This is a genomic window from Burkholderia sp. BCC0405, assembly GCF_902833075.1.
Classification (GTDB): domain Bacteria; phylum Pseudomonadota; class Gammaproteobacteria; order Burkholderiales; family Burkholderiaceae; genus Burkholderia.
In genome coordinates, this window is record NZ_CADFEO010000025.1 from 97,122 (window position 1) to 123,597 (window position 26,476).

Annotated in this window: 25 protein-coding genes; 10 read left to right on the plus strand and 15 right to left on the minus strand. The window is 66.4% G+C overall.

Annotated elements, in window-relative coordinates; all coding sequences use genetic code 11:
* Positions 1-59 precede the first annotated feature (59 nt).
* From HWX36_RS31360 to gabP, 3 genes are all read left to right on the plus strand, one after another.
* Complete coding sequence (locus HWX36_RS31360; RefSeq protein ID WP_175957708.1) at positions 60-1,376, plus strand: MFS transporter; 1,317 nt, start codon at positions 60-62, stop codon at positions 1,374-1,376.
* A gap of 81 nt (positions 1,377-1,457) precedes the next feature.
* Positions 1,458-1,802, plus strand: coding sequence for an MmcQ/YjbR family DNA-binding protein (locus tag HWX36_RS31365; protein WP_175957709.1), 345 nt, complete (start codon positions 1,458-1,460; stop codon positions 1,800-1,802).
* Positions 1,803-2,218: 416 nt separating this feature from the next.
* On the plus strand, positions 2,219-3,610 hold the full coding sequence (gene gabP / locus HWX36_RS31370) for a GABA permease (protein WP_175957710.1): 1,392 nt from the start codon (positions 2,219-2,221) through the stop codon (positions 3,608-3,610).
* A 496-nt stretch (positions 3,611-4,106) separates the two neighbouring features.
* On the opposite strand, the gene ychF is transcribed toward gabP, so the two are convergent.
* Positions 4,107-5,201: a redox-regulated ATPase YchF gene (ychF, locus tag HWX36_RS31375; protein ID WP_069247026.1), complete on the minus strand. Its 1,095-nt coding sequence runs from the start codon at positions 5,199-5,201 to the stop codon at positions 4,107-4,109.
* Between the two features lie 246 nt (positions 5,202-5,447).
* Between ychF and HWX36_RS31380 the strand changes: the two genes are divergently transcribed.
* The 4 genes from HWX36_RS31380 (at position 5,448) to HWX36_RS31395 (ending at position 10,092) form a co-directional block, all read left to right on the plus strand.
* On the plus strand, positions 5,448-6,626 hold the full coding sequence (locus HWX36_RS31380; protein ID WP_175957711.1) for a UbiH/UbiF family hydroxylase: 1,179 nt from the start codon (positions 5,448-5,450) through the stop codon (positions 6,624-6,626).
* Between the two features lie 90 nt (positions 6,627-6,716).
* Positions 6,717-7,445: a DsbC family protein gene (locus tag HWX36_RS31385; RefSeq protein WP_175957712.1), complete on the plus strand. Its 729-nt coding sequence runs from the start codon at positions 6,717-6,719 to the stop codon at positions 7,443-7,445.
* Positions 7,446-7,548: 103 nt separating this feature from the next.
* Positions 7,549-9,348, plus strand: a complete 1,800-nt coding sequence (locus tag HWX36_RS31390) for a PDZ domain-containing protein (RefSeq protein ID WP_175957713.1) — start codon at positions 7,549-7,551, stop codon at positions 9,346-9,348.
* A gap of 147 nt (positions 9,349-9,495) precedes the next feature.
* A complete protein-coding gene (locus tag HWX36_RS31395) occupies positions 9,496-10,092 on the plus strand; it encodes an NAD(P)H-dependent oxidoreductase (RefSeq protein ID WP_175957714.1) in 597 nt (198 codons plus the stop codon).
* A gap of 97 nt (positions 10,093-10,189) precedes the next feature.
* On the opposite strand, the gene HWX36_RS31400 is transcribed toward HWX36_RS31395, so the two are convergent.
* The 8 genes from HWX36_RS31400 to rpe all read right to left on the minus strand — a co-directional run bounded on the left by HWX36_RS31400 (position 10,190) and on the right by rpe (position 17,498).
* Positions 10,190-11,092 carry a uracil-DNA glycosylase gene (locus HWX36_RS31400; RefSeq protein ID WP_175957715.1) on the minus strand — a complete coding sequence of 301 codons (903 nt, stop codon included), beginning with the start codon at positions 11,090-11,092 and terminating at the stop codon, positions 10,190-10,192.
* A gap of 12 nt (positions 11,093-11,104) precedes the next feature.
* On the minus strand, positions 11,105-11,731 hold the full coding sequence (locus HWX36_RS31405) for a CYTH domain-containing protein (protein WP_175957716.1): 627 nt from the start codon (positions 11,729-11,731) through the stop codon (positions 11,105-11,107).
* A complete protein-coding gene (gene trpC / locus HWX36_RS31410) occupies positions 11,731-12,516 on the minus strand; it encodes an indole-3-glycerol phosphate synthase TrpC (RefSeq protein WP_175957717.1) in 786 nt (261 codons plus the stop codon). Before trpC ends, HWX36_RS31405 begins: the two co-directional genes overlap by 1 nt.
* 29 nt (positions 12,517-12,545) lie before the next feature.
* Positions 12,546-13,577 (minus strand): anthranilate phosphoribosyltransferase, encoded by a 1,032-nt coding sequence (gene trpD, locus HWX36_RS31415; protein WP_043191545.1) that lies wholly within the window; start codon positions 13,575-13,577, stop codon positions 12,546-12,548.
* A 13-nt stretch (positions 13,578-13,590) separates the two neighbouring features.
* Complete coding sequence (locus HWX36_RS31420; RefSeq protein WP_175957718.1) at positions 13,591-14,178, minus strand: aminodeoxychorismate/anthranilate synthase component II; 588 nt, start codon at positions 14,176-14,178, stop codon at positions 13,591-13,593.
* A gap of 13 nt (positions 14,179-14,191) precedes the next feature.
* Positions 14,192-15,685 (minus strand): anthranilate synthase component I, encoded by a 1,494-nt coding sequence (gene trpE / locus HWX36_RS31425; protein WP_175957719.1) that lies wholly within the window; start codon positions 15,683-15,685, stop codon positions 14,192-14,194.
* A gap of 357 nt (positions 15,686-16,042) precedes the next feature.
* Positions 16,043-16,807 (minus strand): phosphoglycolate phosphatase, encoded by a 765-nt coding sequence (locus HWX36_RS31430; RefSeq protein ID WP_175957720.1) that lies wholly within the window; start codon positions 16,805-16,807, stop codon positions 16,043-16,045.
* 4 nt (positions 16,808-16,811) lie between these two features.
* Entirely contained in the window at positions 16,812-17,498 is a 687-nt protein-coding gene (gene rpe, locus HWX36_RS31435; protein ID WP_011883156.1) for a ribulose-phosphate 3-epimerase, read from the minus strand.
* A gap of 177 nt (positions 17,499-17,675) precedes the next feature.
* Between rpe and apaG the strand changes: the two genes are divergently transcribed.
* A complete protein-coding gene (gene apaG / locus HWX36_RS31440; RefSeq protein ID WP_175957721.1) occupies positions 17,676-18,050 on the plus strand; it encodes a Co2+/Mg2+ efflux protein ApaG in 375 nt (124 codons plus the stop codon).
* Between the two features lie 22 nt (positions 18,051-18,072).
* On the opposite strand, the gene HWX36_RS37440 is transcribed toward apaG, so the two are convergent.
* Positions 18,073-18,216, minus strand: coding sequence for a hypothetical protein (locus tag HWX36_RS37440; RefSeq protein ID WP_226243402.1), 144 nt, complete (start codon positions 18,214-18,216; stop codon positions 18,073-18,075).
* Between HWX36_RS37440 and HWX36_RS31445 the strand changes: the two genes are divergently transcribed.
* Complete coding sequence (locus tag HWX36_RS31445; protein WP_244136581.1) at positions 18,215-19,369, plus strand: MltA domain-containing protein; 1,155 nt, start codon at positions 18,215-18,217, stop codon at positions 19,367-19,369. The two genes, HWX36_RS37440 and HWX36_RS31445, sit on opposite strands and share 2 nt — an antisense overlap.
* Positions 19,370-19,641: 272 nt before the next feature.
* Here HWX36_RS31445 and paaK read toward each other — a convergent pair whose 3' ends face one another.
* The 5 genes from paaK to paaN all read right to left on the minus strand — a co-directional run bounded on the left by paaK (position 19,642) and on the right by paaN (position 25,266).
* Positions 19,642-20,940 carry a phenylacetate--CoA ligase PaaK gene (gene paaK, locus HWX36_RS31450; protein WP_175957723.1) on the minus strand — a complete coding sequence of 433 codons (1,299 nt, stop codon included), beginning with the start codon at positions 20,938-20,940 and terminating at the stop codon, positions 19,642-19,644.
* A 38-nt stretch (positions 20,941-20,978) separates the two neighbouring features.
* Complete coding sequence (gene paaI, locus HWX36_RS31455) at positions 20,979-21,431, minus strand: hydroxyphenylacetyl-CoA thioesterase PaaI (RefSeq protein WP_175957724.1); 453 nt, start codon at positions 21,429-21,431, stop codon at positions 20,979-20,981.
* Between the two features lies 1 nt (position 21,432).
* Positions 21,433-22,224 (minus strand): 2-(1,2-epoxy-1,2-dihydrophenyl)acetyl-CoA isomerase PaaG, encoded by a 792-nt coding sequence (gene paaG / locus HWX36_RS31460; RefSeq protein WP_175957725.1) that lies wholly within the window; start codon positions 22,222-22,224, stop codon positions 21,433-21,435.
* A gap of 45 nt (positions 22,225-22,269) precedes the next feature.
* Entirely contained in the window at positions 22,270-23,472 is a 1,203-nt protein-coding gene (gene pcaF, locus HWX36_RS31465) for a 3-oxoadipyl-CoA thiolase (protein WP_175957726.1), read from the minus strand.
* Positions 23,473-23,559: 87 nt separating this feature from the next.
* Complete coding sequence (gene paaN / locus HWX36_RS31470) at positions 23,560-25,266, minus strand: phenylacetic acid degradation protein PaaN (RefSeq protein WP_175957727.1); 1,707 nt, start codon at positions 25,264-25,266, stop codon at positions 23,560-23,562.
* A 129-nt stretch (positions 25,267-25,395) separates the two neighbouring features.
* Here paaN and HWX36_RS31475 point away from each other — a divergent pair, with 129 nt between their 5' ends.
* Positions 25,396-26,172: an enoyl-CoA hydratase gene (locus tag HWX36_RS31475; protein WP_175957728.1), complete on the plus strand. Its 777-nt coding sequence runs from the start codon at positions 25,396-25,398 to the stop codon at positions 26,170-26,172.
* Positions 26,173-26,476: the final 304 nt, after the last annotated feature.

The window sequence follows — 26,476 nt, forward strand, 5'->3', positions numbered from 1 at the left end:
ATCCATGAGGCAATCCGGTCGTTGTGCGGCGGCCGGTGGAGCCTGAGAGGAGCATCGTCATGAACCACCCGGGCGCGTCGCGCCTTTTTTATGGCTGGTACGTGGTTGCGGCCGCGTTCGCCGTTACGTTCGTCGGTTTCGGCAGCGCATATACGTTCAGCGCGTTCGTCGAGTCGCTGCAGCGGGATTTCTCCGCGTCGCGCGGGCAGATCTCGCTCGTGTTCTCGCTGGCCGGCTTCCTGTATTTCGGTTTCGGCATCGTCAGCGGGCCGCTGGCCGACCGCTTCGGCTCGCGGCGGCTTGCCGTCGCCGGGATGCTGTTGACGAGCATCGGGCTCGCGGCTGCCGGGGCCGCGCATACGCTGGTGCAGGTCTATGTCGCGTACGGGCTCGGTGTCGGTCTCGGCGTCGGCTGCGCGTACGTGCCGGCCGTCGGCGCCGTGCAGCGCTGGTTCGTGCGCCGGCGCGGCTTCGCGTCGGGGCTCGCGGTCGCCGGGATCGGCGTCGGTACGCTGGTGATGCCGCCGCTCGCATCCGCGTTGATCGCGCACGCCGGCTGGCGCGGCGCGTATTTCACGCTGGCCGTGATCGCGGTCGTGATCGGCGCGGGGATGTCGCTGCTGATCGAGAACGATCCGCGCGGACGGGGGCTGCTGCCGGACGGGGAGGCGGCGCATGAGCCCGTGGAAGGCGGCGTGAAAGTCACCGGGCGCGATGCGGGGGCTTCGGCGTCCGGCGCGGCGGCGGGCCGCAGGCCGGCTGCCGCTTCGGCGTCAGCCGGCGCGACGGTGCGTGAAGCCGTCACGTCGCGACCGTTCGCGAGCCTCTACGCAGCATGCCTCATCTGCTCGTTCGGCGTGTTCGTCCCGTTCGTTCACCTCGTGCCGTACGCGCTCGATCATGGCGTCTCGTCGTCGACGGCCGTGCTGCTGCTCGGCGCGATCGGCGTCGGCAGCACGGCCGGCCGTTTCTTCCTCGGCGGCCTCGCCGACCGCTTCGGCCGCCGCACATCGCTGCTCGCGATGTTCGCGGGCATGGCCGTCGCGCTCGTCACGTGGGCGGGCGCCGGCACCGTCGCGACGCTTGCCGCGTTCGCACTCGTGTTCGGCGTGTTCTACGGCGGCTGGGTCGCGGTGCTGCCGGCGGTCGTGATGGACCATTTCGGCGGCCGCAACGTGAGCGGGATCATTGGCGTGCTTTATACGAGCGTCGCATTCGGCACGCTGATCGGGCCGACCGCGGCCGGCTTCATCTACGACGCGGGCGGCGGCTATCTCGTGCCGATCCTGGCCAGCGCCGCCGCGAATGCAATCGCGTTCGCAATCGTCGCGACGACGGGGCGTGTGTCGACGGCCGCGCATGCGGCGCGCGGATAGGCGTGCTTCGGCCGGCGCACCTTCGCGAATGCCGGTAGGGTGGCCGGATCGTGCACCGAAGGCATCCAGCCGGGAGGCCCCATGACATTCGACGACGTCCGGCAGATCGCACTGGCGTGGCGCGGCGTCGAGGAAGGCATGTCGTACGGCACGCCCGCACTCAGGGTGAAGGGCAAGATACTCGCGCGGCTGCGCGAGGACGGCGACACGCTCGTCGTGAACGGCGTCGGCCCCGACGAGCGCGCGTGGCTGATCGAATCGAAACCCGACGTGTATTACGTGACGGATCACTACGCCGGCTGGCCGATCGTGCTGGTGCGGCTGTCGGCGGCCCGTCCGGACGCCGTGAAAAACCTGCTTCTGCGAGAATGGCAGGCCGTCGTCCCCGCCAAATGGCGCGACGAGAGGGCGAGCGGCACGCGCTGACGCGTCGGTTGCGTCCGGCCGGCCACGTGTGGCCGGGGGCTTTCGGCACGCTCGCGAGCCGCCGCGAACGGGTACAAGCGTTGCATCGATCGACGTCGATGCAACAAGTGGTTCCATCGAAATTCTTCAATTGGTTCTCAGTGAAGAACCGTTTGATGCTTACACTCCTTCGCTTCGAAGGCAGCTGACGAAAGCCGACGGAATGGGCGCACGCGATGCGCCGGCGCCCTGCGCGCCGCATCGCACCCGCAGCTTCGCAGACTGCATCGCGCGCCGTTCCGGAACGGCCCCCGATCCGGCTTCGCGCCTGCATCCCGTGCAGGCGCCGCATCCGGCCCGGCTCAAGAACCACAATCCCCCGTGCTGCCTTCACGCGATACCCGGCCATACCGGAACCGTTTTTTGGAGAGAGACAGATGAGTGGAAGCAACACAGGCCTCGGTACGGGCCTGAAGCAGCGGCACGTGACGATGATGTCGATTGCCGGCGTGATCGGCGCGGGCCTGTTCGTCGGCTCCGGCCACGCCATCGCGGAAGCCGGCCCGGCGTCGATCCTCGCGTATGCGATCGCCGGTGTGCTGGTCGTGCTGGTGATGCGCATGCTCGGCGAGATGGCCGTCGCGCATCCGGACAGCGGTTCGTTCTCCACCTATGCCGATCGCGCGATCGGCCACTGGGCCGGGTTCTCGATCGGCTGGCTGTACTGGTGGTTCTGGGTGCTCGTGATCCCGATCGAGGCGACCGCCGCCGCGACCATCCTCAATGCATGGTTCCCCGGCGTCGCGACCTGGGTATTCGCGCTCGGCATCACGCTGGTGCTGACGGTGACCAACCTCTTCTCGGTCAAGAACTACGGCGAATTCGAATTCTGGTTCGCGCTGATCAAGGTCGTCGCGATCGTCGTGTTTCTGTGCATCGGCGGCGCGGCGATCGTCGGCATCATCCCGGCGCCGGCCGTGTCGGGCGTGTCGAACCTGTTCGTGCATGACGGCTTCATGCCGCACGGCGCCGGCGCGGTGCTCGCGGCGATGCTGACGACGATGTTCTCGTTCCTCGGCACCGAGATCGTGACGATCGCGGCCGCCGAATCGGACAACCCGCAACGCCAGATCGTGCGTGCAACCAACTCGGTGATCTGGCGCATCACGCTGTTCTATCTCGGCTCGATTCTCGTCGTCGCGGCCATCGTGCCGTGGAACGACCCGCTGCTGCCGAAGCACGGCTCGTATCAGCGCGCGATGGAGCTGATCGGCATCCCGAACGCGAAGGCGATCATCGACGTGATCGTGCTCGTGTCGGTCGCGAGCTGCCTGAATTCGGCGCTGTACACCGCGTCGCGAATGCTGTTCTCGCTGTCCAAGCGCAAGGACGCGCCGGCGTTCCTGCACCGCACCGATTCGACCGGCACGCCGCGTGCGGCCGTGCTCGCATCGACCGCGTTCGGCTTCCTGACCGTGATCGCGAACTACCTGATGCCGGAACAGGTGTTCGGCTTCCTGCTGGCGACGTCGGGCGCGATCGCGCTGCTCGTGTATCTCGTGATCGCGATCTCGCAGCTGCGGATGCGCAAGACGCTCGAATCGAGCGGCGCGGACCTGACGTTGCGGATGTGGTTGTTCCCGTGGCTCACGTGGGCCGTGATCCTGTTCATCTGCGGCACGCTGACCGTGATGTTCGTGAGCGAGGATCACCGGATGGAAGTGGGGGCGACGGCCGTGCTGGCGTTGATCGTGCTGCTGGCGTCGTGGCTGAACAAGCGCGGTCGCGATGCGCGGGCGAGTGCGGGGCGGCGGGTGTCGGCGATGTGATGCAGTGATGGTATCGCGGTGAGCCGCCTGTCATGAAAATGGCCCGATCGGCGTTAGCCGGTCGGGCCATTTGTTTTGCCGGGGTAAGCGAATGCACTTGCCCGTGGCAACCCAGGGTGTTCGGCAATAGGGCGCCGCGTTGAAATTTGGAGTCGCAAAAATCGAACCTTTCTGATTTCATCGACGACGGCAACTTCATACATGGATCACTTCGACAACCGAAGCGAATGATGAAATCGACGCGCGATTAGCGGTCGTGCCGGGAGGGGGGGCAGATGGCGAATGAGAACGTCCGGCCCGAGTGAAGGGGTTGGGTCGAACTGCGTCTGCGGCACAGATGATCTGCGCAACGGAGGCTACGAAGGAAATGACGAAAAGACTGTCGGCGAGCGCCCCCGCCAACCTTCATGAGTCGCTCCGGAATAAAGAAAGGCCCGCTGCTCGCGGGCCTTTCGGGGTGACTGTGACGCTGCACGAAACAGCGTCGTTTGACGCGTCAGACGTTGAACAGGAAGTTCATCACATCCCCGTCGTGCACGACATATTCCTTCCCTTCCGCGCGCATCTTGCCGGCTTCCTTCGCGCCTTGTTCGCCCTTATAGGTGACGTAGTCGTCGAACGCGATCGTCTGCGCGCGGATGAAGCCGCGCTCGAAGTCGGTGTGGATCACGCCGGCCGCCTGCGGTGCCGTGTCGCCGATATGGATCGTCCATGCGCGTACTTCCTTCACGCCTGCGGTGAAGTAGGTCTGCAGGCCGAGCAGCTTGAAGCCCGCACGGATCACGCGATCGAGGCCCGGCTCTTCCATGCCCATGTCGGCGAGGAACGCTTCCTTGTCCGCGTCGTCGAGATCGGCGATTTCCGCCTCGATCGCCGCGCACACGGCCACCACCGGCGCGTTCTCGCTTTCCGCGTACTTGCGGACCGCGTCGAGGTGCGGGTTGTTCTCGAAACCGTCGTCCTTCACGTTGGCGACGTACATCGCCGGCTTCGCGGTGATCAGGCAGAACGGCTTGAGCAGCGCCTCTTCGTCGTCCGACAGCGCGAGGCCGCGCACGGCCTTGCCCTGGTCGAGCTGCGCGCGCACCTTCTCGAGCACCGCGACGAGCTTCGCCGCTTCCTTGTCGTTGCCCGACTTCGCAGCCTTCGAATAACGCGTGAGCGCCTTCTCGACGGTGCCGAGGTCGGCGAGCGCGAGTTCGGTGTTGATCACTTCGATGTCGTCGATCGGGCTGACCTTGCCGGCGACGTGAATGACGTTCTCGTCCTCGAAGCAGCGCACGACGTGCGTGATCGCGTCGGTTTCGCGGATGTTCGCGAGGAACTGGTTGCCGAGGCCTTCACCCTTGCTCGCGCCCGCGACGAGGCCCGCGATGTCGACGAACTCGACGACGGCCGGCACGACGCGCTCCGGCTTGACGATCTCGGAGAGCGCCTTCAGGCGCGTATCGGGCACTTCGACGATGCCGACGTTCGGCTCGATCGTGCAGAACGGGTAGTTCTCGGCGGCGATGCCGGCCTTGGTCAGCGCATTGAACAGGGTGGACTTGCCGACGTTGGGCAAGCCGACGATGCCGCATTTGAGACTCATGGAATCCTTCGGACGGGTAAGGCGGCGCGGCCGGACAGGGCACGGCGGCGCGGGAAAAAAGGGCGGCCGGCGCTTGGGGCGCGACGGGCCGACGGTCAAAGGCGCTATTGTACCGTGCCGACGCCCCGGATTCCGGGCTGGCGCCGAACGGCCGATGCGGCGGGCCGCCGCGCTGCCGCATCGGCCTGCGATTCTGCTGATTTCCCGCAAAGTCCGGCCGCGTAAGGGTTTGGCCCCGCGGCTATAATGCCCGCCATGACTGCCCACCATACCTTCGACGTCGCCGTGGTCGGCGGCGGGCTCGTCGGCAAGACGGCCGCGCTCGCGCTGACCCAGTCCGGCTACAAGACAGCCTTGCTCGCCCAGCCGGCCACGCCGCGCCCCGCCGATCTCGCATTCGACACGCGCGTCTACGCGCTGTCCTCCAGTTCGCAGGCGCTGCTCGAGCGGCTGCGGGTCTGGCAGGCGCTCGATCATAGCCGGCTCGCACCGGTCTACGACATGCGCGTGTACGGCGATGCGCACGCGGAACTGCATTTCTCCGCGTACCAGGCTTCCGTGCCGCAGCTCGCGTGGATCGCCGAATCGTCGCTGGTCGAGGCGTCGCTCGATGCCGCGCTGCGGTTCCAGCCGAACCTCATGTGGTTCGATGCGCGCGCACAGGGCTTCGACGTGCGCGACGACGCGGCCGTGCTCACGCTGTCGTCGGGGCAGGTGCTGGAAGCGGATCTCATCGTTGGCGCCGACGGCGCGCATTCGTGGGTGCGCTCGCAAATGGGGGCCAAGATCGAGCGGCGCGACTACCGGCAAACCGGCGTTGTCGCGAACTTCAAGGCGTCGCTGCCGCATCGCGAGACGGCCTACCAGTGGTTCCACGAAGGCGAGATCGTCGCGCTGCTGCCGCTGCCGGACGGCCATGTGTCGCTCGTCTGGTCCGCGCACACCGCGCATGCGGACCAATTGCTCGCACTCGATCCGGCGCAGCTCGCGGCCGAAGTCGAGCGCGTGTCGCACGGCCAGGTCGGCACGCTCGACTGCGTGACGCCGGCCGCCGGCTTCCCGCTGGCGCTGCAGACGATCGACAAGCTGATCGCGCCCCGCGTCGCGCTCGTCGGCGACGCCGCGCACCTGATCCACCCGCTCGCGGGGCAGGGGATGAACCTCGGGCTGCGCGACGTCGCGGCGCTCGCCGATGCGATCGCCGGCAAGGAAAGCTTCCGCAATCTCGGCGATACGGTGCTGCTGCGCCGCTACGAGCGTTCGCGCCGCGAGGACATCCGCGCGCTGATGGTCGCGACCGACGGGCTGCAGCGGCTGTTCGCGGTGCCGGGCTCCGTCGCGAAGGCCGTGCGCAACGCAGGCATGGCTTTCGTCGGCGCGCAGCCGTTCGTGAAGCGCTGGCTCGTGTCGGCCGCGCTCGGCTGATCGAACCTTCGGCGGCTTCGCCGGTCGGACACGGTTCCGTTACGGCGTACACTGTGCCGTGCACACCGATTGAGCTGAAGGAAGATTTCGATGAAAAAAACGATCCGCATCGCGTCGCTGGCGCTGGCCGTCACGATGGCGACGCTTGGCTGCACCGCGCAGGCCGACCAGACCACCGACAAGCTGAAAGCCACGCTGCAGGCCCGCCTTGGCAACGACGCGCCGATCAAGAGCGTGTCGAAATCGCCGGTCGCGGGCCTTTACGAAGTGAACCTCGGCTCGCAGATCATCTATAGCGACGCGGCCGGCGACTACGTGCTGCTCGGCGATCTCGTCGACGCCAGGACGCACAAGAACCTGACCGACGCACGCCTGTCCGAAATCAACAAGATCGACTTCGCGAGCCTGCCGTTCGCGAATGCGATCAAGGTCGTCAAGGGCAACGGCGCCCGCAAGATCGCGGTGTTCTCCGATCCGAACTGCCCGTACTGCAAGAAGCTCGAGACGACGCTGCAGTCGGTCGACAACGTGACCGTCTACACGTTCCTGTACCCGGTGCTGTCGCCGGATTCGACCGCGAAGTCGAAGGCGATCTGGTGTGCGACCGACCGCGCGAAAACGTGGCAGAGCTGGATGCTCGACCATCGCGCACCGTCCGGCGCCGGTACCTGCGATACCACGGCGCTCGACAAGAACCTCGCGCTCGGCCGCGGGATGAATGTCACGGGCACGCCGACGATCTTCCTGCCGGACGGCCGCCGCCTGCCGGGCGCCGTATCGGCCGACCAGCTCAACCAGGCGCTCGCCTCGAACAAGTAACCGACCATACGCCGGGCCGCTTGGCCCGGCGAGCGAGGGGCGCCCGCATCTGCCGGCGCCTCTCTTCGTTTTCGCCGCCGTATTCGACCGACCGATTGCTACGATGACCCAGCCGATCCGCTATTCGATTGTCCCGAAAGATCTTGCCGCGCACCTGTTCGAAGTGTCGGTGACGGTCCCTGATCCCGATCCCGAAGGCCAGCGCTTTTCGCTGCCGGTGTGGATTCCGGGCAGCTATCTCGTGCGCGAGTTCGCGCGCAACATCGTAACGCTCGGCGCATTCAACGACGCGGGCCGCAAGGTGCGGATCGCGAAGACCGACAAGCACACGTGGCAGGCCGCAGCCGTGAACGGCACGCTGACGCTGCGCTACGACGTGTATGCGTGGGACCTGTCGGTACGCTCCGCGTACCTCGACGAATCGGGCGGCTTCTTCAACGCGACGGCCGTGTTCCTGAGCGTCGCCGGCCGCGAGCACGCGCCGTGTGAAGTCGACATCGCGAAGCCGGCCGGCTCCGCGTTCCGCGCATGGCGTGTCGGCACGTCGCTGCCCGAGGCGCGCGGCACCAAGCGCTACGGGTTCGGCGCCTATCGCGCGTCGAACTACGACGAACTTTCCGACCATCCGGTGACGATCGGCGAATTCGCGCTCGCGACGTTCGACGCGCACGGCGTGCCGCACGACATCGTGATCGCGGGGCGCGTGACACAGCTCGACATGGAACGTCTGCGCGCCGACCTGAAGCGCGTGTGCGAAGCGCAGATCGCGCTGTTCGAGCCGAAGTCGAAGAAGGCGCCGATGGACCGCTACGTGTTCATGACGCTGGCGGTCAGCGACGGCTACGGCGGCCTCGAGCATCGCGCGTCGACCGCACTGATCTGCAACCGCACCGACCTGCCGGTGAAGGGGCGGCCCGAAACGACGGAAGGCTATCGCACGTATCTCGGTCTCTGCAGCCACGAGTACTTCCATACGTGGAACGTGAAGCGCATCAAGCCGGCGGCGTTCGTGCCGTACGACCTGACGAAGGAAAACTACACGTCGCTGCTGTGGCTGTTCGAAGGCTTCACGTCGTATTACGACGACCTGATGCTCGTGCGCAGCGGGCTGATGTCGCAGGACGACTATTTCGCGGCGCTCGGCCGTACGGTCGGCGGCGTGCTGCGCGGCACGGGGCGCCTGAAGCAGAGCGTCGCCGAAAGCTCGTTCGACGCGTGGATCAAGTACTACCGCCAGGACGAGAACGCGACCAACGCGATCGTCAGCTACTACACGAAGGGTTCGCTCGTCGCGCTCGCCTTCGATCTCGCGATCCGCGCGCAGACGCGCAACAAGAAGTCGCTCGACGACGTGATGCGCCTGCTGTGGCAACGCTACGGCCGCGATTTCTACCGCGGCAAGCAGGCGGGCGTCGAGGAAAACGAAGTCGAGGCGCTGATCGAAGAGGCGACAGGCGTTGCGCTCGGCCGCCTGTTCGCCGATGCCGTGCATGGCACGCGCGACCTGCCGCTCGCCGAACTGCTCGCACCGTTCGGCGTGTCGCTCGCGCCCGATGTCGCGAACGGCGCGACCGCGAAGCCGACGATCGGGGCGCGCCTGCGCGGTGGCGCGGACTGCACGTTTGCGGCCGTCTATGAAGGCGGCGCCGCACATCGCGCGGGGCTGTCGGCCGGCGACACGCTGATCGCGGTCGACGGGCTGCGCGTCACGGGTACCAACCTCGACGCGCTGCTCGCGCGCTATCGGCCGGGTGACAAGGTCGAGGTTCACGCGTTCCGGCGCGACGAGCTGCGCACCGCGAAACTGAAGCTCGACGGCCCGGAAGTCACGCGCTACCGGCTGACGGCGGCCGCGAAGCCGGCTGCGGTCTCGAAGGCCCGCGAGGCCTGGCTGAAGGGTTGAGCGGACCGAAGCGGGTATCGGGGCGCGATCAACGATTGTTCTGTTGCTGCAACAATCCGTCGTCCTGAACCCGCTTTTTCGCGGTCATGCGGCCACGCACAATGGCGTCACTCGCGCTACCAAAGCGCAATCCTACTGGAGCCTGACATGACGACCATTCTGCAAATCAATTCCGCCGCGCGTTCGCAAGGTGCGCAATCCACGCTGCTGGCCAACGAACTGACGGCAAAGCTGCAACAATCGAACCCCGGTGCGAAGGTCGTGGTTCGCGACCTGCTGGCCGATGCGCTGCCGCACCTCGACGAATCGGTGCTGGGCGCGTTCTTCACGCCGGCCGAGAACCGCACCGCGGAACAGAATGCGATCGTCGCGAAGAGCGATGCACTGATCGCCGAACTGCAAGCTGCCGACATCATCGTGATCGGCGCGCCGATGTACAACTTCGGCATCTCGTCGCAACTGAAGACGTACTTCGACTGGATCGCACGTGCAGGCGTCACGTTCCGCTACACCGAGAACGGTCCGGAAGGCCTGATCAAGGGCAAGAAGGTTCACGTGGTGACGGCCCGAGGCGGCAAGTACGCCGGTACGCCGAACGACAGCCAGACCCCGTACCTGCGCACGTTCCTCGGCTTCGTCGGCATGACCGACGTGAGCTTCATCTTCGCGGAAGGCCTGAACCTCGGCCCGGATGCGCAAAGCGCCGCACTGGCCGGCGCACGCGAAGCGATCGCCGCCGCGTAAGGTCGATGCGGGTGCGCCGCGCTCGCAGCATCGTCCGATAAAAAACGCCGCGTCCCGAAAGGGGCGCGGCGTTTTTGCATGCCGGCTGGCGCGGCCGTTATGCGAGTGTTTCCGCCACTTCCGGCAGGCGCCAGTCGATCGGCTCGCGGCCTGCCTCGACCAGATAGTCGTTCGCGAGCGCGAAATGGCGGCAGCCGAGGAAGCCGCGGTGCGCAGATAGCGGCGACGGATGCGGCGCCTCGAGCACGCAGTGCGCGCTTGCGTCGAACAGTGCACGTTTCGCCTGCGCGTGTGCGCCCCACAGCATGAAGACGAGCCCGCGATGGCGGCCGGCGAGTTCGCGGATCAGCGTGTCCGTGCATTGCTCCCAGCCGCGCTTCGCATGGCTCGCTGCTGCGCCGCGCTCGACCGTCAGCACCGTGTTGAGCAGCAGCACGCCCTGCCGCGCCCAGGTGTCGAGGCAGCCGTGGCGCGGCGTGTCATGGCCGAAGTTCGCGGCGATTTCCTTGAAGATGTTGCGCAGCGACGGCGGGGTGCGCACGGCCGGCGGCACCGAGAACGCGAGCCCGTGCGCCTGCGGCGTGCCGCGATCGTCGCCGTGGTACGGGTCCTGGCCGAGGATCACGACTTTCACGTCGTCCGGGCTCGTCAGGCGCAGCGCGCGGAACACGTCGGTCGGGTAGACCGTCTTGCCGGCCGCACGCTCGTCATCGACGAAGCGGCACAGCGGCGCATAGGTGTCGCTGTCGGTGAAGGGTTTCAGCACGTCGCGCCAGACCGGCGGCAGCGCGTCGAATTGCGCGGCGAGGTGCGGAATGTCGGCGGCCGCGGGTTGCGGTACCGTCGGGGCCGCAGCCGGTGCAGCTTTCTTTGCGGGCTTGCGTCCGGCCGCGGGCGCTTCGGGCGCCTGGGACGGAATATCGGCCGGTGCCGTTTCCGGCACGGGATCGTCGAACAGCGACGCCTGTTGCGGCGCGCGGGAAGTCTTGCGGGTTGCCATGCGTGATGCGGGTTATTGCGCGCGCAGCCGGTAGCCGCGCTGCGCCTTGCTGATGTTGTCGGGAACGAGGCCCGGCAGCGCTTGCTGCAATTCGGCGGCGAGCGTTGCGAGCGCCGCTTCCGGGCCGTCGATCAGTTCGAGTTCGATTTCGCTGATCGGTTCGCGGCGCGTTTCGTGTTCCGCCTGGACGACGATCTCGCCGAGGTCCACCGCGGCTTCGACGGTTGCGCCGCCGATTGCGATGCGCCACAGCGTACGCGAAAAATCCGTGCGGAACAGCGCGTGCAGCGCGCCCGCCGCATCATTCAGCGCGGCGGCGGCTTCCGGCACGTCGCAGGCCGCGACGAGCGCGTCGATCTCGAGCGCGTCGCCGGCGACCGGCAGCTCCCATTCGTGGCGGCGATGCAGGCCGCCTTCCGCGCTGCCGACCGTCTTGAACGTCTGCAGCCAGCCTTGCGGCGCGCGGCGTACGCGCACCGCGCTCTTCGAGCGGGCCAGCGCGAGATCGGGCGTGTCGTAATAGACGTTCGCGAGCGTGATGTCGTGACCGGGTTCGCCGGTCAGCGTCTCGAAGAAGCGTCGCGCGGCGTCGGCCTGGCCGGCCGGCAGCGCGAGCTTGATTTCCTTTTCGATCGCCATCAGAAGAACATCCGTGCGAGCTCTTCGCCCGGCTGGTCGGCGCGCATGAACGCTTCGCCGACGAGGAACGTGTTCACGTTCGCCGCACGCATCGTGTCGACGTCGGTGCGCGACAGGATGCCCGATTCGGTCACGACGATCCGGTCGGCCGGAATCATGTCGAGCATGTCGAGCGTCGTCTGGATCGACGTTTCGAACGTGCGCAGGTTGCGGTTGTTGATGCCGAGCAGTGGCGTCTTGAGCGTCAGCGCCTGTTCCATCTCGTCACGGTCGTGCACTTCGACCAGCACCGCGAGACCGAGCGAGTGCGCATACGCTTCGAGATCCTGCATCAGCGGGGTGTCGAGCGCGGCGGCGATCAGCAGGATCGCGTCCGCGCCCATCGCGCGTGCTTCGATGATCTGGTACGCGTCGACGATGAAGTCCTTGCGCAGCACCGGCAGCGAGCAGGCCGCGCGCGCTTCCTCGAGATAGCGGACGCTGCCCTGGAAGAACTGCTCGTCGGTCAGCACCGACAGGCACGCGGCGCCATGCTCCGCATACGAACGCGCGATGTCGGCCGGCACGAAATGCTCGCGCAGCACGCCTTTCGACGGGCTGGCCTTCTTGATTTCGGAAATCACGGCCGCGTGGCCGGCCGCATGCTTTGCGCGCAGTGCGCCGACGAAGTCGCGCAGGTCGCGTGCGGATGCTTCCAGTTTCAGTGCCTCGAGCGGCGCGCTGCGCATGGCCGCCGCGACTTCTTCGCGCTTGACGGCGATGATTCGGTCGAGAATGTCGCTCATGTGGATTCCTGCTTGGTTCGTAAGGGGAGTCAGCGCTTGAACTGCTGCGTGAAGCGCACGAGTTCGTCGACTTTCGCGCGGGCCTTGCCGCTTGCGATTGCTTCGCGGGCAAGCTGGATGCCGTCCGCGATCGATTCGGCGACGTTCGCCGCATAGAGCGCGGTGCCGGCGTTCAGCGTGACGATCTCGCGTGCGACGCCCGGCTGGTTGTCCAGCGCGCCGAGCAGCATCGTGCGCGATTCGTCGGCATTTTCCACCTTCAGCGTGCGGTTCGACACCATCTGCAGGCCGAAGTCTTCCGGATGGATCTCGTATTCGTGCACCTTGCCGTCGCGCAGTTCGCCGACGAGCGTTGCCGCGCCGAGCGATACCTCGTCCATCCCGTCCTTGCCGTACACGACGAGCACGTGCTGCGCGCCCAGACGCTGCATCACGCGCACCTGGATGCCGACGAGGTCGGGGTGGAACACGCCCATCAGCTGGTTCGGCGCGCCGGCCGGATTGGTCAGCGGGCCGAGGATGTTGAAGATCGTGCGCACGCCGAGCTCGCGGCGCACGGCCGCGATGTTCTTCATCGCCGGGTGATGGTTCGGCGCGAACATGAAGCCCATGCCCGTTTCGGCGATCGACGCGGCAACCTGGTCGGACTGCAGGTCGATGTTCACGCCGAGCGCCTCGAGCACGTCGGCGCTGCCGGACTTGCTCGATACGCCGCGGTTGCCGTGCTTCGCAACCTTCGCGCCGGCCGCGGCCGTGACGAACATCGACGCGGTCGAGATGTTGAACGTGTGCGAGCCGTCGCCGCCGGTGCCGACGATGTCGACGAAGTTCGAGTTGTCCTGCACCTCGACGTGATTCGCGAATTCGCGCATCACGGTCGCGGCGGCGGCGATCTCGCCGATCGTCTCCTTCTTCACGCGCAGCCCGGTGATGATCGCGGCCGCCATCACGGGCGACATGTCGCCGCGCATGATGAGCCGCATCAGGTGCAGCATCTCGTCGTGGAAGATTTCGCGGTGTTCGATCGTGCGCTGCAGCGCTTCCTGCGGGGTAATCGTCATCGTGAGGCTCCCGTCAGGCGGCCGAGGCCGCGGCGCGGGCCTGTTTCAGGAAATTCTCGAGCAGCGCGTGGCCATGCTCGGACAGGATCGATTCCGGGTGGAACTGCACGCCTTCGATCGGCAGCGTCTTGTGGCGCACGCCCATGATTTCGCCGTCGTCGGTCCAGGCGGACACTTCGAGGCAGTCGGGCAGCGATTCGCGCTCGATCGCGAGCGAGTGGTAGCGCGTGACGTCGAAATGCTTCGGCAGGTCGGCGAATACGCCGCTGCAGTCGGTTTCGATCCTGCTTACCTTGCCGTGCATGATGGTCTTCGCGCGCACGACGCGGCCGCCGAAGGCCTCGCCGATCGCCTGATGACCGAGGCAGACGCCGAGGATCGGCTTCTTGCCCGCGAATTCCTTCAGCACGTCGAGCGTGATGCCCGCGTGCTGCGGGTTGCTCGGGCCGGGCGACAGGCAGATTGCGTCGGGATTCAGGCTCGCGATTTCGTCGAGCGTGATTTCGTCGTTGCGGTAGGTGCGCACGTCCTCGCCGAGTTCGCCGAAGTACTGGACCAGGTTGTAGGTAAACGAGTCGTAGTTGTCGATCATGAGCAGCATGGTCAGTCTCCGGTCAGAAGTCGCTATCGAGGCCGTCCTGGACCTGTTCGGCCGCGCGCAGCACCGCGCGCGCCTTGTTTTCGGTCTCTTGCCATTCGGATTCGGGCACCGAATCCGCGACGACGCCCGCCGCCGCTTGCACATACAGGTTGCCGTTGTGGATCAGGCCCGTGCGGATCGCGATCGCGAGATCCATCTCGCCCGAGAACGACAGGTAGCCGACCGCGCCGCCGTACAACCCGCGCTTGACCGGCTCGAGTTCGTCGATCAGTTCCATCGCACGTACCTTCGGCGCGCCGGACAGCGTGCCGGCCGGGAAGGTCGCGCGCAGCACGTCGTAGTTCGTCATGCCGGGCTTCAGCTTGCCTTCGACCGAGCTGACGATGTGCTGCACGTGCGAGTATTTCTCGATGACCATCTGGTCGGTCACGTGCACCGAGCCGATTTCCGCGATGCGGCCGACGTCGTTGCGCGCGAGGTCGATCAGCATCACGTGCTCGGCGATCTCCTTCGGATCGTTGAGCAGTTCGGTCGCGAGTTCCGCGTCGCGCTCGGGCGTGTTGCCGCGCGGGCGCGTGCCGGCGAGCGGGCGGATCGTGACGATCTGGTCGTCGCCGCGCTTTTCCTGGCGTACGAGGATTTCCGGCGATGCGCCGACCACGTGGAAATCGCCGAAGTTGTAGTAGTACATGTACGGCGACGGGTTCAGCGAACGCAGCGCGCGATACAGCGACAGCGGATTGTCGCGGTACGGCTTCGTCAGACGCTGGCCGACCTGAATCTGCATCAGCTCGCCGGCCGCGATGTATTCCTTCGCCTGGCGCACGGCGGCCAGATAGTCGTCCTTCTTGAATTCGCGGAACGTCTCGGTGCGCACGCTCGCCGACGTGACGGGCGGCTGCACGGTCGTGCGCAGGCGCTGCTTCAGTTCGCGCAGGCGCTGTTTCGCCTTCGTATAGGCTTCGGCCTGGCTCGGGTCCGCGTAGATGATCAGGTACAGCTTGCCGGCGAGGTTGTCGATCACCGCGACTTCCTCGGTCAGCAGCAACTGGATGTCGGGCAGGCCGAGATCGTCGCGCGGCGCGGTGTTCGCGAGCTTCTTCTCGATGTAGCGCACCGCGTCGTAGCCGAAATAGCCGGCGAGACCGCCGCAGAAGCGCGGCAGGCCCGGGCGCTGCGCCACCTTGAAGCGCGCCTGGAACGACTCGATGAACTGGAACGGGTCGCCGTCATGCGTCTCGACGACCTGGCCGTCGCGCACGACTTCCGACACGCCGTTGCGGGTACGCACGAGCGTACGGGCGGGTAGGCCGATAAATGAGTAGCGGCCAAAGCGTTCGCCGCCGACCACCGATTCGAGCAGGAACGAGTTGGCGCCCGAGCGTTCGGGCTGGGCCAGCTTCAGATAGAGGGACAGCGGCGTTTCGAGATCGGCGAGGGCTTCCGCGATCAGCGGAATGCGGTTGTAGCCTTCGTTCGCGAGCGATTGAAATTCGAGTTCGGTCATGTTCCGGTCCTGTTCGGGACGAGCGGCGCGGGCGCCAGGGATCACTTGACGCTGCGCGGGGTGCCGTCGGCGAAAGGGCGGTCGATCGAGAAGTGCCTGTTGCCGGCCGGCACTCCGGGCGTGAACGTCGCGAGCCTGCGGCCGAGCCTGAACGCAAGCGTTCGGACGCGGTAGAACTCGAGGTGGTGCGACGATCGGCGCGCGGATGCGCAGCGAGATAAAAAACGGCGCTGAAGACGTACTTCAGCGTACCTCATCGAAGAGGTTAGCGCGACCAGCGACGCCAGGGCCAGGCTCCCCGGTCGATGCTGCTCAGACTCCGTTTTTTATTCAGAAACATGCAGATGGAAGAAATGATCAGAGGGTTGGCCGGCCGGCGTTGTGCGCGGAGATCGCGCGAGCTGCGACCAGCAACGAATCGACTATACCATCCGAATTTATCGTTTGTATAGCTTTGCCATGGTTGTAGCCGTACGGCACCGTCAGCGTCGCCATCCCGGCCGCGCGGCCTGCCAGCGCATCGTTTTCCGAGTCGCCGATCGCGACTGCCGCGTCCGGTGCGACGCCGAGCGCGTTGCAGGCCGTCAGCATCGGCAGCGGATCGGGTTTCTTGCGCGCGACGCTGTCGCCGCCGAGCACGATGCCGAAGCGATCGGCCAGCCCGTACTGCTCGAGCAGCTCGACCGCGAAGCGGTGCGGCTTGTTCGTCACGCACGCGAGCCGGATGCCGGCTGCGCGCAGCGCGTCGAGACCGGCGGCCACGTCCGGATAGAGGCGCGTGTGGCGGCCGTTGATCTTCGCGTACTCGGTCTGGTAGATCGCCAGCGCGTCGTCGAAGCGTTCGTGCGCTTCTTCGGCCGGAAAGCGCGGCTTCAGCACGCTCTGGATCAGGTGTTCGGAGCCCTTGCCGACGTAGCCGATCACCTCGTCGCGCGACGTGGCCGGTGCGCCGAGCCGCGCGAGCATCCCGTTCAGGCCGGCCGTGAAATCGTCGGCCGTATCGACCATGGTGCCGTCGAGATCGATCAGCGCCGCATCGATGCGCGGCGTGGCGAAGCGGATCGGGGCGGCTTCCGTTGCGGCCCGGGCCGGCGCATGGCCGGCGAGCGACGATTCGGCCACGGCGTCAGCTCCGCTCGACGGTAGCGAGCGCGGCGCGCATCTCGTCGATCACCTTACGGTAGTCCGGCTTGCCGAAGATCGCCGAACCCGCGACGAAGGTGTCGGCACCGGCCGCCGCGATTTCCGCGATGTTGTCGGTCTTCACGCCGCCGTCGACTTCCAGCAGGATCTCGCGGCCGGTGCGCTCGGTGTACGCGTCGATGCGCGCGCGTGCTTCGCGCAGCTTGTTCAGCGTTTCAGGAATGAACGACTGGCCGCCGAAGCCCGGGTTGACCGACATCAGCAGCACGAAGTCGAGGCGATCCATCACGTGGTCGAGGTAATTCAGCGGCGTGGCCGGGTTGAACACGAGGCCGGCCTTGCAGCCGTGGTCGCGGATCAGCGACAGCGTGCGGTCGATGTGATCGGAGCCTTCCGGGTGGAAGCTGATCAGGTTTGCACCGGCTTTCGCAAAATCGGGCACGATCCGGTCGACCGGGCGCACCATCAGGTGCACGTCGATCGGCACCTGCACGTGCGGGCGGATCGCTTCGCACACGAGCGGGCCGATGGTCAGGTTCGGCACGTAATGGTTGTCCATCACGTCGAAGTGGATCCAGTCGGCGCCGGCGGCGACCACGTTGCGGACTTCTTCGCCGAGCCGTGCGAAATCGGCCGACAGGATGCTGGGAGCGATGCGGAATTGGGTCATGGCAGGGGAGCGGGACGTTGCGGCGCAAAACCGTCATTCTACCGTCCGGCGACCCGGTGCGCGGAGGCGGGCCGTGCGGCCGAGGCCCGATTGCGCATAGAATGCCGAACCAACGCGGCGCGCCCGCGGCCCCGTTGCCCATGCCGGCGCGGGCAGTCATCTTCCAGCGGAAACACCATGAGTCAGTATCAATTCACCGTTTCGGTGAAAACCAGCTACCTGCCGGAACAATCCGACCCCGATCGCCGTCAATACGCATTCGCGTACACGCTGACGATTCGCAACACGGGGCAGGTCGCGGCGCAGTTGATCGCGCGTCACTGGATCATCACGGACAGCGACAACCACGTGCAGGAGGTGAAGGGGCTTGGCGTCGTCGGGCACCAGCCGCTGCTGCAGCCGGGCGAGCACTTCGAGTACACGAGCTGGGCCGTGATCGCGACGCCGGTCGGCACGATGCGTGGCGCGTACTTCTGCGTGGCGGAGGACGGCGAGCGTTTCGAGGCGCCGGTCGACGAGTTTGCCCTGCACATGCCGCGCACGCTGCATTGAGCGTGCTAGGCGCGTCAGTGCGTTAGCGCGGCTGGCGGTCGTGGTTGCGGGCGTGCTTCTTTCTGCCCGACGACGTCCACACGACGATGAAGATCAGCAGGGCAAGCGCTACGAAGGCTTCGAGCGCGAAGATGAGCATCGGATATTGGTCGAGAAAATCTGACATGGCGGTTTCCATCAAGAACGGACATTGTATTGGGTTTGGGCCTCGGGTGGCCGGGTGGGTGGCGGCGGCAACTGCGGCGGCGCTGCTTGCGGCGTGCGGCAGCGCGCCGACGCGGACTTCGTCGCTGAAGCCACCGACCGGCGCGGCGGTCGTGCCGGGTCAGGTCGCCGCGAAGCGGCTCACGCCGGTCGCGTGGCAGCAGGTGCCGGGCTGGCAGGACGATTCGCTGATCGGCGCGACGGCCGCGCTGCGGCAGAACTGCGTGCGGCTCGCGCGCCAGCCGGCCTGGCAGCGTGCTTGCGCGGCTGCCGACCGGCTCGACGAGCTCGACGTCAGCAGTGCACGTACGTTCTTCGAAACGTATTTCACGCCGTTCCAGCTTGCGAATACCGACGGGACGCTCGACGGGCTCGTGACCGGCTACTACGAGCCGCTGCTGCACGGTTCGCGTGTGCGTCGCGGCCCGTATCAGTACGCGCTTTATCGCTGGCCGGCCGGCTATCGCGCGGGCGCCGCGCTGCCTGCACGTGCGCAACTCGAACGCGCAGGCATCCTGAACGGCAACGAACTCGTGTGGGTCGACGACCCGATCGAAGCGTTCTTCCTGCAGGTGCAGGGCTCGGGGCGCGTGCTGCTCGACGACGGTTCGGTGATGCGGGTCGGCTTCGGCGGCACCAACAACCAGCCGTACCGCTCGATCGGCAAGTGGCTGCTCGATCGCGGCGAGCTGACGCCCGCTCAGGCGACGATGCAGGGCATCAAGGCGTGGGCGAAGGCGAATCCGAACCGGGTTGACGCGTTGCTCGACACGAATCCGCGGTTCGTGTTCTTCCGCGACATGCCGACCAAGGAAGATGCACCGCACGGCGGCGCGGACGGCCCGATCGGCGCGCTGGGCGTGCCGCTGACGCCGGAGCGCTCGATCGCCGTCGATCCGTCGTCGATCCCGCTCGGCACACCGGTGTTCCTGCAGACCACGCGCCCGCTGACGAATACGCCGATGAACCGGCTCGTGTTTGCGCAGGATACGGGCTCAGCGATCAAGGGGGGCGTGCGGGCCGACTATTTCTGGGGGCTCGGTGACGACGCAGGCGATCAGGCCGGGCGGATGAAGCAGGTCGGCCGGATGTGGCTGCTGTTCCCGAATTCGTGATGTGAGGCGGCGCGGGGGGCTGGGTGCGCTCGGGTCGCCGCCGATACATTGGACGCGGTATTCGTGGGCGCGACGCTGTGCGTTGGAGGCGTCGCCCTGATCGTGGGGGTGCCCGTGCGGTGTCAGCTTTTGTGATGCGCGTGTGCGCGTGTTGCGTCGGCGGGTGTCCAACGGCGTACCGGAATGAAACAGCCCGATCGGCGTTGGCCGATCGGGCTGTTTCATTTGCAGCTACGGATTCACCGCACGTAAATAACGCGCTGCGATTGCCGTCAGCCCTTGCGCTTGTCGACGACGCGTCGCGCCTTCCCGACCGACCGCTCGATCCCGTTCACGGGCAGCACGTTGATCACGGCCGTCACGCCGATCAGCGACTTGATATCGTATGCGAGCGCCTGCTTTGCCGAATGGATCGCCGCCGTATCGGGTGCTGTCTCGGGGCAAGGCTCGACATTGAGCGTCAGCACGTCGAGCGGTCCTTCCTTCGTCAGCACGATCTGATAGTGCGGTGCGAGCGCGCGCTGCTTGAGCAACTGTTCCTCGATCTGCGTCGGGAACACGTTGACGCCGCGCACGATCATCATGTCGTCCGAGCGCCCCGTGATCTTCTCCATCCGGCGCATCGTGCGGGCAGTGCCGGGCAACAGCCGCGTGAGGTCGCGGGTCCGGTAGCGGACGATCGGCAGCGCCTCCTTCGTCAGCGACGTGAACACGAGCTCGCCGAGTTCGCCGTCCGGAAGCACTTCGCCGGTTTCAGGGTCGATGATTTCCGGGTAGAAGTGGTCTTCCCAGATGGTCGGGCCGTCCTTGGTCTCGACGCATTCGGATGCGACGCCGGGGCCCATCACTTCGGACAGCCCATAAATGTCGACCGCATCGATGCCCATCCGCTGCTCGATCGCGACACGCATGTCATTGGTCCAGGGTTCCGCACCAAAGATGCCGATGCGCAGCGAACTCTGCACGGGATCGAGACCCTGGCGCTCGATTTCGTCGGCGATCGACAGCATGTAGCTCGGCGTCACCATGATGATGTCGGGCCGGAAATCCTGGATCAGCTGTACCTGCTTCTCGGTCTGGCCGCCACCGAACGGGATCACGGTCAGCCCTGCGCGTTCGGCGCCGTAGTGCGCGCCGAGCCCGCCCGTGAACAAGCCGTAGCCGTAGCTGACGTGCACCTTGTCGCCGCGGCGCGCGCCGGCGGCGCGGATCGAGCGGGCGACGAGATTCGCCCATGTGTCGATGTCGCCTGCCGTATAGCCGACGACCGTCGGCTTGCCGGTCGTGCCCGACGACGCATGAATGCGAGATATCCGGTCCTGCGGCACCGCGAACATCCCGAACGGGTAACTGTCGCGCAGATCGCTCTTCGTCGTGAACGGGAAGCGCGACAGGTCGGTGAGCGTCTTCAGGTCGTCCGGATGGACCCCCGCGCCGTCGAACTTGCGACGATAGACGGGGGAGTGGTCATACGCATGCCGGAGCGACCACTTGAGGCGTTCGAGCTGCAGCGCGGTCAGCTCGTCGCGTGAGGCGGTCTCGATCGGCTCGAGCGGTAGCGGGGTAGTCATGCATGTCTCCAGTGTTTGTTATGTGCGAGCCGTCGACGTCAGCGGTCTTCCGGGATGACCGTGCCCTTGATCTGGGCGGATTTGCCGCGAAACATCGCGACGGTTTCGCCGGCCTGGTTCGTGACGCGGATGTCGTAGATGCCTTGGCGGCCGGCGCGCGCCTGCTCGATCGCCTCGGCCGTCAGCACGTCATCGCCGTGCACGGGGCGCAGGAATTCGATCGAGCAGCCGGCCGCAACCGTATTCACGTTGTACGAGTTGCACGCGAATGCGAACGTCGAATCGGCCAGCGTGAAGATGATCCCGCCATGGCAGGTCTGATGCCCGTTCAGGAATTCGGGCCGCACGCGCATCTGCAGGCGCGCGTAGCCGGCGCGTACTTCGGCGATTTCCATCCCGAACGCGCGGCTGCATGCGTCGGCGTCGTACATGGCCCGCGCGGCGGCGCGGGCGAGCGAATCGGGGTCGAGCGTGGCAGTGGGGGGCGTCATGTCAACGCCCCTCGAAGCGCGGCGCGCGCTTCTCGATGAATGCCTTCACGCCTTCCGCGTAGTCGTGAGACTGGCCGAGCGTGCGCTGCAGGTCGCGTTCCATGTCGAGTTGCTGGTCGAGCGTGTTCGTGACGCTGGCACGCATCGATTGCTTGATCGATGCGATCGCGAGCGTCGGCTGCTGCGCGAGCTGGGTGGCAAGCTGGCGGGCTGATGCAGCGAGCGTGTCGTCGTCGACCGCGCGCCAGATCAAGCCCCATTGCTCGGCCTGCTCGGCCCCGAGCTTGTCTCCGGTCAGCGCGAGCCCCAGCGCGCGTGCCATGCCGACGCGTTGCGGCAGGAACCACGTACCGCCTGAATCGGGTACGAGCCCGATCTTGACGAAGGCCTGGATGAAACTGCTCGAGCGGGCGGCGAACACGAGATCGCATGCGAGCGCGAGATTCGCCCCGGCGCCGGCCGCCGTGCCATTGACGGCAGCGATCACCGGAATCGGCAGACGCTGCAGGCGGCGGATCAGCGGATTGAAGTGCTCGTCGATCAGCGTGCCGAGGTCGGTGGACGCGCCCGGCGTGAAGTCGAGATCGGCCAGGTCCTGGCCCGCGCAGAAGCCGCGCCCCGCGCCGGTCAGGATCAGCGCGCGCGCGCCGGTCGCCTCGACGTCATCGAGTGCCGACTGCAGCTCGCGATGCATCGCCCGCGTAAAGCTGTTCAGCTTGTCGGGGCGGTTGAGGGTAATCGTGGCTACGTTCGAGGCCTGATCGATATCCAGCTGAATCGCCTGATAGGACATGCAGTGTCTCCTTCATGACTTCGTTATAGGCGCGCGGTGCGTGGGTTACACGCGTTCGATCGCGAGTGCGATGCCCTGGCCGACGCCGATGCACATCGTACAGAGCGCAAAGCGGCCGCCCGTACGCTCGAGCTGGTGGAGCGCCGTGGTCACGAGCCGGGCGCCCGATGCGCCGAGCGGATGCCCCAGTGCGATGGCGCCGCCATTCGGGTTCACGCGCGGATCGTCATCGGCGATGCCGAGCATGCGCAGCACCGCGAGACCTTGGGACGCGAATGCCTCGTTCAACTCGATGACGTCGAACTGATCGATGGTCATGCCGAGTTGGCGCAGCAGTTTTTGCGTGGCCGGCGCGGGCCCGATGCCCATCACGCGCGGCGCGACGCCGGCTGTCGCCATGCCGATGACGCGTGCGCGGCGGCGCAGGCCGTACTGGTCGGCTGCCTGCGCATTGGCGAGCAGCAGCGCGCACGCACCGTCGTTGACGCCCGATGCGTTGCCGGCCGTCACCGAGCCGTCCGGGCGCACGACACCCTTCAGCTTCGCGAGCGCTTCGAGCGACGTCTCGCGCGGATGCTCGTCGCGCGAGACGACCACCGGGTCGCCTTTCTTCTGCGGAATCGTGACAGCGACGATTTCGTCGGCGAGCGTGCCGTCCTGCTGCGCACGCGCGGCCTTTTGCTGACTGCGCAGCGCGAACAGGTCCTGGTCGGCGCGGCTGATGTTGTAGTCGACCGCGACGTTCTCGGCCGTCTCGGGCATCGAATCGACGCCATACAGCTGTTTCATCAGCGGATTGACGAAGCGCCAGCCGATCGTCGTGTCGAAGATGTCGGCCTGGCGTGCGAACGCGCTCGTGGCCTTGCCCATCACGAACGGCGCGCGCGTCATGCTCTCGACGCCGCCTGCGAGCATCAGGCGCGCCTCGCCCGCCTTGATCGCGCGCGCGGCCGTGCCGACCGCATCCATCCCGGAGCCGCACAGCCGGTTCAGCGTCGTGCCGGGCACGTCGGTCGGCAGCCCCGCGAGCAGCGCCGACATGCGTGCGACGTTGCGGTTGTCCTCGCCGGCCTGGTTCGCGCAGCCGTAGATCACGTCGTCGATCACCGCCCAGTCGACGTCACGGTTGCGCTCGATGAGCGCCTTGAGCGGCACCGCACCGAGGTCGTCGGTGCGGACTTCTTTCAGGGCGCCGCCGTAGCGGCCGATGGGGGTGCGAATCGCGTCGCAGATATAGGCGTCTGTCATGGGCGTATCGATGAACAACGAACCCGCCGGGTGGCGGATTCGTTCATGGTAGAGAACGTGGCGGCGTTTGCACGTCGGCCATTCGGGTTATGCCGGTTGGCCGGCTTCCGCGGGTGCCGCCTTCGGCGCAACATGGACGCGGCTTTGCACCACGCGGAACCGGTTGGCGACGAACGCCGGGTCGGCCAGTGCCGCATTGGCTGCCGGGTTCGCGCCCGTGCCGTGGAAATCCGAGAACGCTGCCGACTGGTTCACGAACACACCGCCCGTCAGGTTGATCGACAGTGCGACGCCACCGCGCACCGCTGCGTCGTGGGCGGCGTCGACGATCGCGTCGTCGGTGCTGTAGACGGAGAGGGTCAGCGCGCCATGTTCCGCCGCGATTTCCCCGGCGAGGTCGAGCGATTGCGCGGTCGAGTCGGTCGCGATCACGAACGAGATCGGGCCGAACCACTCCTGCGTGAATTTCTCGCGATCGGCCACGTCGAGTTGCAGCACGAGCGGCGTGCGCACGCGGGCATCGGGGAACGCTGGGTGCTGGAGGGTCAGGCTGTCGGCGAGCACGCGGCCGAGCTGGCGGGCGTCGTCGATGCGTGCGGTCACGCCTTCGTTCTGGATTGCGCCGATCAGTTCGACCGAGCGTGCCGGGTCGCCGGTGAGTTTTTGCACGGCAGTGGCGATTGCCTGTGCGACCTCGTCAAAGCTCGCATGGCCGTCCGCCGTCCGGATGCCGTCGCGCGGCACGTAGATGTTCTGCGGTGCCGTGCACATCTGGCCGGAGTACAGCGCCAGCGAAAACGCGATGTTCTTGGCGGCGGCCTTCAGGTCGTCGGTCGAGTTGATCACGATCTGGTTGACGCCAGCCTTCTCTGTGTAGACCTGTGCCTGGTGGGCATGGCGTTCGAGCCACGTGCCGTTTTGCGTGCTGCCGGTGAAGTCGATCAGCTTGATCTCGGGGCGCAGCGCGAGAGCCTGAACGAGTGCGCCGTCGTTGGGTTCGGTCGCGAGGAGCGTGACGACGTTCGGATCGAACCCGGCTTCGCGCAGCACGTCGCGAGCGATCCGGGCGGTGATGGCGAGCGGCAGGATCGCACCCGGATGCGGCTTGACGATCACGGTGTTGCCGGTTGCGAGATCGGCGAACAGGCCGGGATAGCCGTTCCAGGTCGGGAACGTGCAGCAGCCGAGCACGAGCCCGGTGCCGCGCGGGACGATCGTGTAGCGCTTGTGCATCGCGAGCGGCGGGTTCTTGCCTTGCGGCTTTTCCCAATGCGCATCGGCCGGGATGCGGCGAAGTTCGTCCCATGCATAGGCGACTGCCTCGAGCGCACGATCTTGCGCGTGCGGGCCGCCGGCCTGGAACGCCATCATGAATGCCTGCCCCGTGGTGTGCATCACGCTGTAGGCGATTTCGAAGCTGGCGCGATTCAGGCGCGCGAGGATTTCGAGGCTGACGCCGATCCATGCACTCGGGCCGGCTGCGCGCCACGAGCGTTGCGCGCCGGCAGCGGCGGCGATCAGTTCGTCGGGCGTCGACTTCGGGTACCGGATGCCCAGTGAAATGCCGTACGGCGACCGCTCTGAGCCAACCGTTTCTCCGGACGCCGGCTGGTCGAGCGCAAACGTCTTGTCGAGGTGCGACTTGAACGCGGCCTCGCCATCTGCGTTCGCGCTTTCCCCGTACACTTTGGGGCTCGGCATTTCGGCGAACGGGCTCCAGTACCCGCGGCTCTCGATGGCGGCGAGTGCGTGTTTCAGCGTGTCTTCGTGCTTCGTGAACAGTGCATGGGTCATGGCGGCAGCCTGATGGACATTGAGAGGGGTTGGATCGATTAATTAACCGACCGGTTGGTCGGAGAATGGTAGCATCAAACTATTCGCATGTGCGAGGCGTTTCTCATTTCATTGATCGAGGAGAAATAGATGGCTTACGAGAACATCCTGGTGGAGACCCGGGGGCGTGTCGGGCTGGTTATGCTGAACCGTCCGAAGGCGCTGAATGCGCTGAACGATGCACTGATGGATGAGTTGGGTGCCGCGCTGAAGGCGTTCGATGCGGACGATGGCATCGGCGCGATCGTCGTGACCGGGAGCGAGAAGGCGTTCGCGGCCGGCGCGGACATCGGCATGATGGCGACCTACTCCTATATGGATGTCTACCGCGGCGACTACATCACGCGCAACTGGGAGGCGGTCCGTGAGATCCGCAAGCCGATCATTGCCGCGGTTTCGGGCTTTGCGCTGGGTGGTGGCTGTGAGCTGGCCATGATGTGCGACATCGTCTTCGCGGCGGACACGGCCAAGTTCGGCCAGCCGGAAATCAAGCTGGGCGTCATGCCGGGTGCGGGCGGCACGCAGCGCCTGCCGCGTGCGGTGTCGAAAGCGAAGGCGATGGATATGTGCCTGACGGCCCGGTTCATGGATGCTGCCGAAGCGGAGCGCGCGGGGCTCGTGTCGCGCGTGCTGCCGGCCGACACGCTGCTCGACGAGGCGCTTGCTGCCGCGGCGACGATCGCCGAGTTTTCGCTGCCGGCAGTCATGATGGTCAAGGAGTCGGTGAACCGCGCGTACGAGACGACGCTGGCCGAAGGCGTCCACTTCGAGCGTCGGCTGTTCCATTCGCTGTTCGCGACCGAAGATCAGAAGGAAGGGATGGCGGCATTCGTCGAAAAACGGAAGCCGGTGTTCAAGCACCGTTGATCGGGTTGCTTGGGTAGTTGGCCGGCGACGGGGCCGGTATCTGTCTCGGGCGTTACGCAGCCCGTCGAGCCCCGAGCCCCCGTGCGCGACAGCGCACGGGGGCTTTTTCAAAATATTTTCACAAAGGGGCTTGCGTGGTTGGGGGCGGGTGCTTAGAATCACGCCTCTTTCGCGCTAACGGTAACGCGGCGCGGGAGAGGGAAGCAGGGTCGGTGGTGTGCGGCAGTGTGGCGCGCGCAGCTGGCCTGGAAGTTGAGCCCCGCAGTCGCAACGCTGGTGTTAAAAAGTTGTTGACGAGCTGCGA

Coding starts and splice junctions, on each gene's coding strand:
- HWX36_RS37440 (WP_226243402.1), bottom strand. CDS start 18,216: ATGTCAGATTTTCTCGACCAATATCCGATGCTCATCTTCGCGCTCGAA.
- trpE (WP_175957719.1), bottom strand. CDS start 15,685: ATGACCGAACTCGAATTTCAATCGCTCGCGAACGAAGGCTACAACCGC.
- paaK (WP_175957723.1), bottom strand. CDS start 20,940: ATGACTACCCCGCTACCGCTCGAGCCGATCGAGACCGCCTCACGCGAC.
- trpD (WP_043191545.1), bottom strand. CDS start 13,577: ATGACGATTACCCCGCAGGAAGCGCTGCAGCGCACGATCGAACACCGC.
- HWX36_RS31445 (WP_244136581.1), top strand. CDS start 18,215: ATGGCGGTTTCCATCAAGAACGGACATTGTATTGGGTTTGGGCCTCGG.
- gabP (WP_175957710.1), top strand. CDS start 2,219: ATGAGTGGAAGCAACACAGGCCTCGGTACGGGCCTGAAGCAGCGGCAC.
- paaG (WP_175957725.1), bottom strand. CDS start 22,224: ATGTCCTATCAGGCGATTCAGCTGGATATCGATCAGGCCTCGAACGTA.
- HWX36_RS31390 (WP_175957713.1), top strand. CDS start 7,549: ATGACCCAGCCGATCCGCTATTCGATTGTCCCGAAAGATCTTGCCGCG.
- rpe (WP_011883156.1), bottom strand. CDS start 17,498: ATGACCCAATTCCGCATCGCTCCCAGCATCCTGTCGGCCGATTTCGCA.
- HWX36_RS31360 (WP_175957708.1), top strand. CDS start 60: ATGAACCACCCGGGCGCGTCGCGCCTTTTTTATGGCTGGTACGTGGTT.
- paaN (WP_175957727.1), bottom strand. CDS start 25,266: ATGACCCATGCACTGTTCACGAAGCACGAAGACACGCTGAAACACGCA.
- HWX36_RS31365 (WP_175957709.1), top strand. CDS start 1,458: ATGACATTCGACGACGTCCGGCAGATCGCACTGGCGTGGCGCGGCGTC.
- HWX36_RS31395 (WP_175957714.1), top strand. CDS start 9,496: ATGACGACCATTCTGCAAATCAATTCCGCCGCGCGTTCGCAAGGTGCG.
- HWX36_RS31405 (WP_175957716.1), bottom strand. CDS start 11,731: ATGGCGATCGAAAAGGAAATCAAGCTCGCGCTGCCGGCCGGCCAGGCC.
- HWX36_RS31400 (WP_175957715.1), bottom strand. CDS start 11,092: ATGGCAACCCGCAAGACTTCCCGCGCGCCGCAACAGGCGTCGCTGTTC.
- paaI (WP_175957724.1), bottom strand. CDS start 21,431: ATGACGCCCCCCACTGCCACGCTCGACCCCGATTCGCTCGCCCGCGCC.
- HWX36_RS31475 (WP_175957728.1), top strand. CDS start 25,396: ATGGCTTACGAGAACATCCTGGTGGAGACCCGGGGGCGTGTCGGGCTG.
- apaG (WP_175957721.1), top strand. CDS start 17,676: ATGAGTCAGTATCAATTCACCGTTTCGGTGAAAACCAGCTACCTGCCG.
- ychF (WP_069247026.1), bottom strand. CDS start 5,201: ATGAGTCTCAAATGCGGCATCGTCGGCTTGCCCAACGTCGGCAAGTCC.
- trpC (WP_175957717.1), bottom strand. CDS start 12,516: ATGAGCGACATTCTCGACCGAATCATCGCCGTCAAGCGCGAAGAAGTC.
- pcaF (WP_175957726.1), bottom strand. CDS start 23,472: ATGACAGACGCCTATATCTGCGACGCGATTCGCACCCCCATCGGCCGC.
- HWX36_RS31385 (WP_175957712.1), top strand. CDS start 6,717: ATGAAAAAAACGATCCGCATCGCGTCGCTGGCGCTGGCCGTCACGATG.
- HWX36_RS31380 (WP_175957711.1), top strand. CDS start 5,448: ATGCCCGCCATGACTGCCCACCATACCTTCGACGTCGCCGTGGTCGGC.
- HWX36_RS31420 (WP_175957718.1), bottom strand. CDS start 14,178: ATGCTGCTCATGATCGACAACTACGACTCGTTTACCTACAACCTGGTC.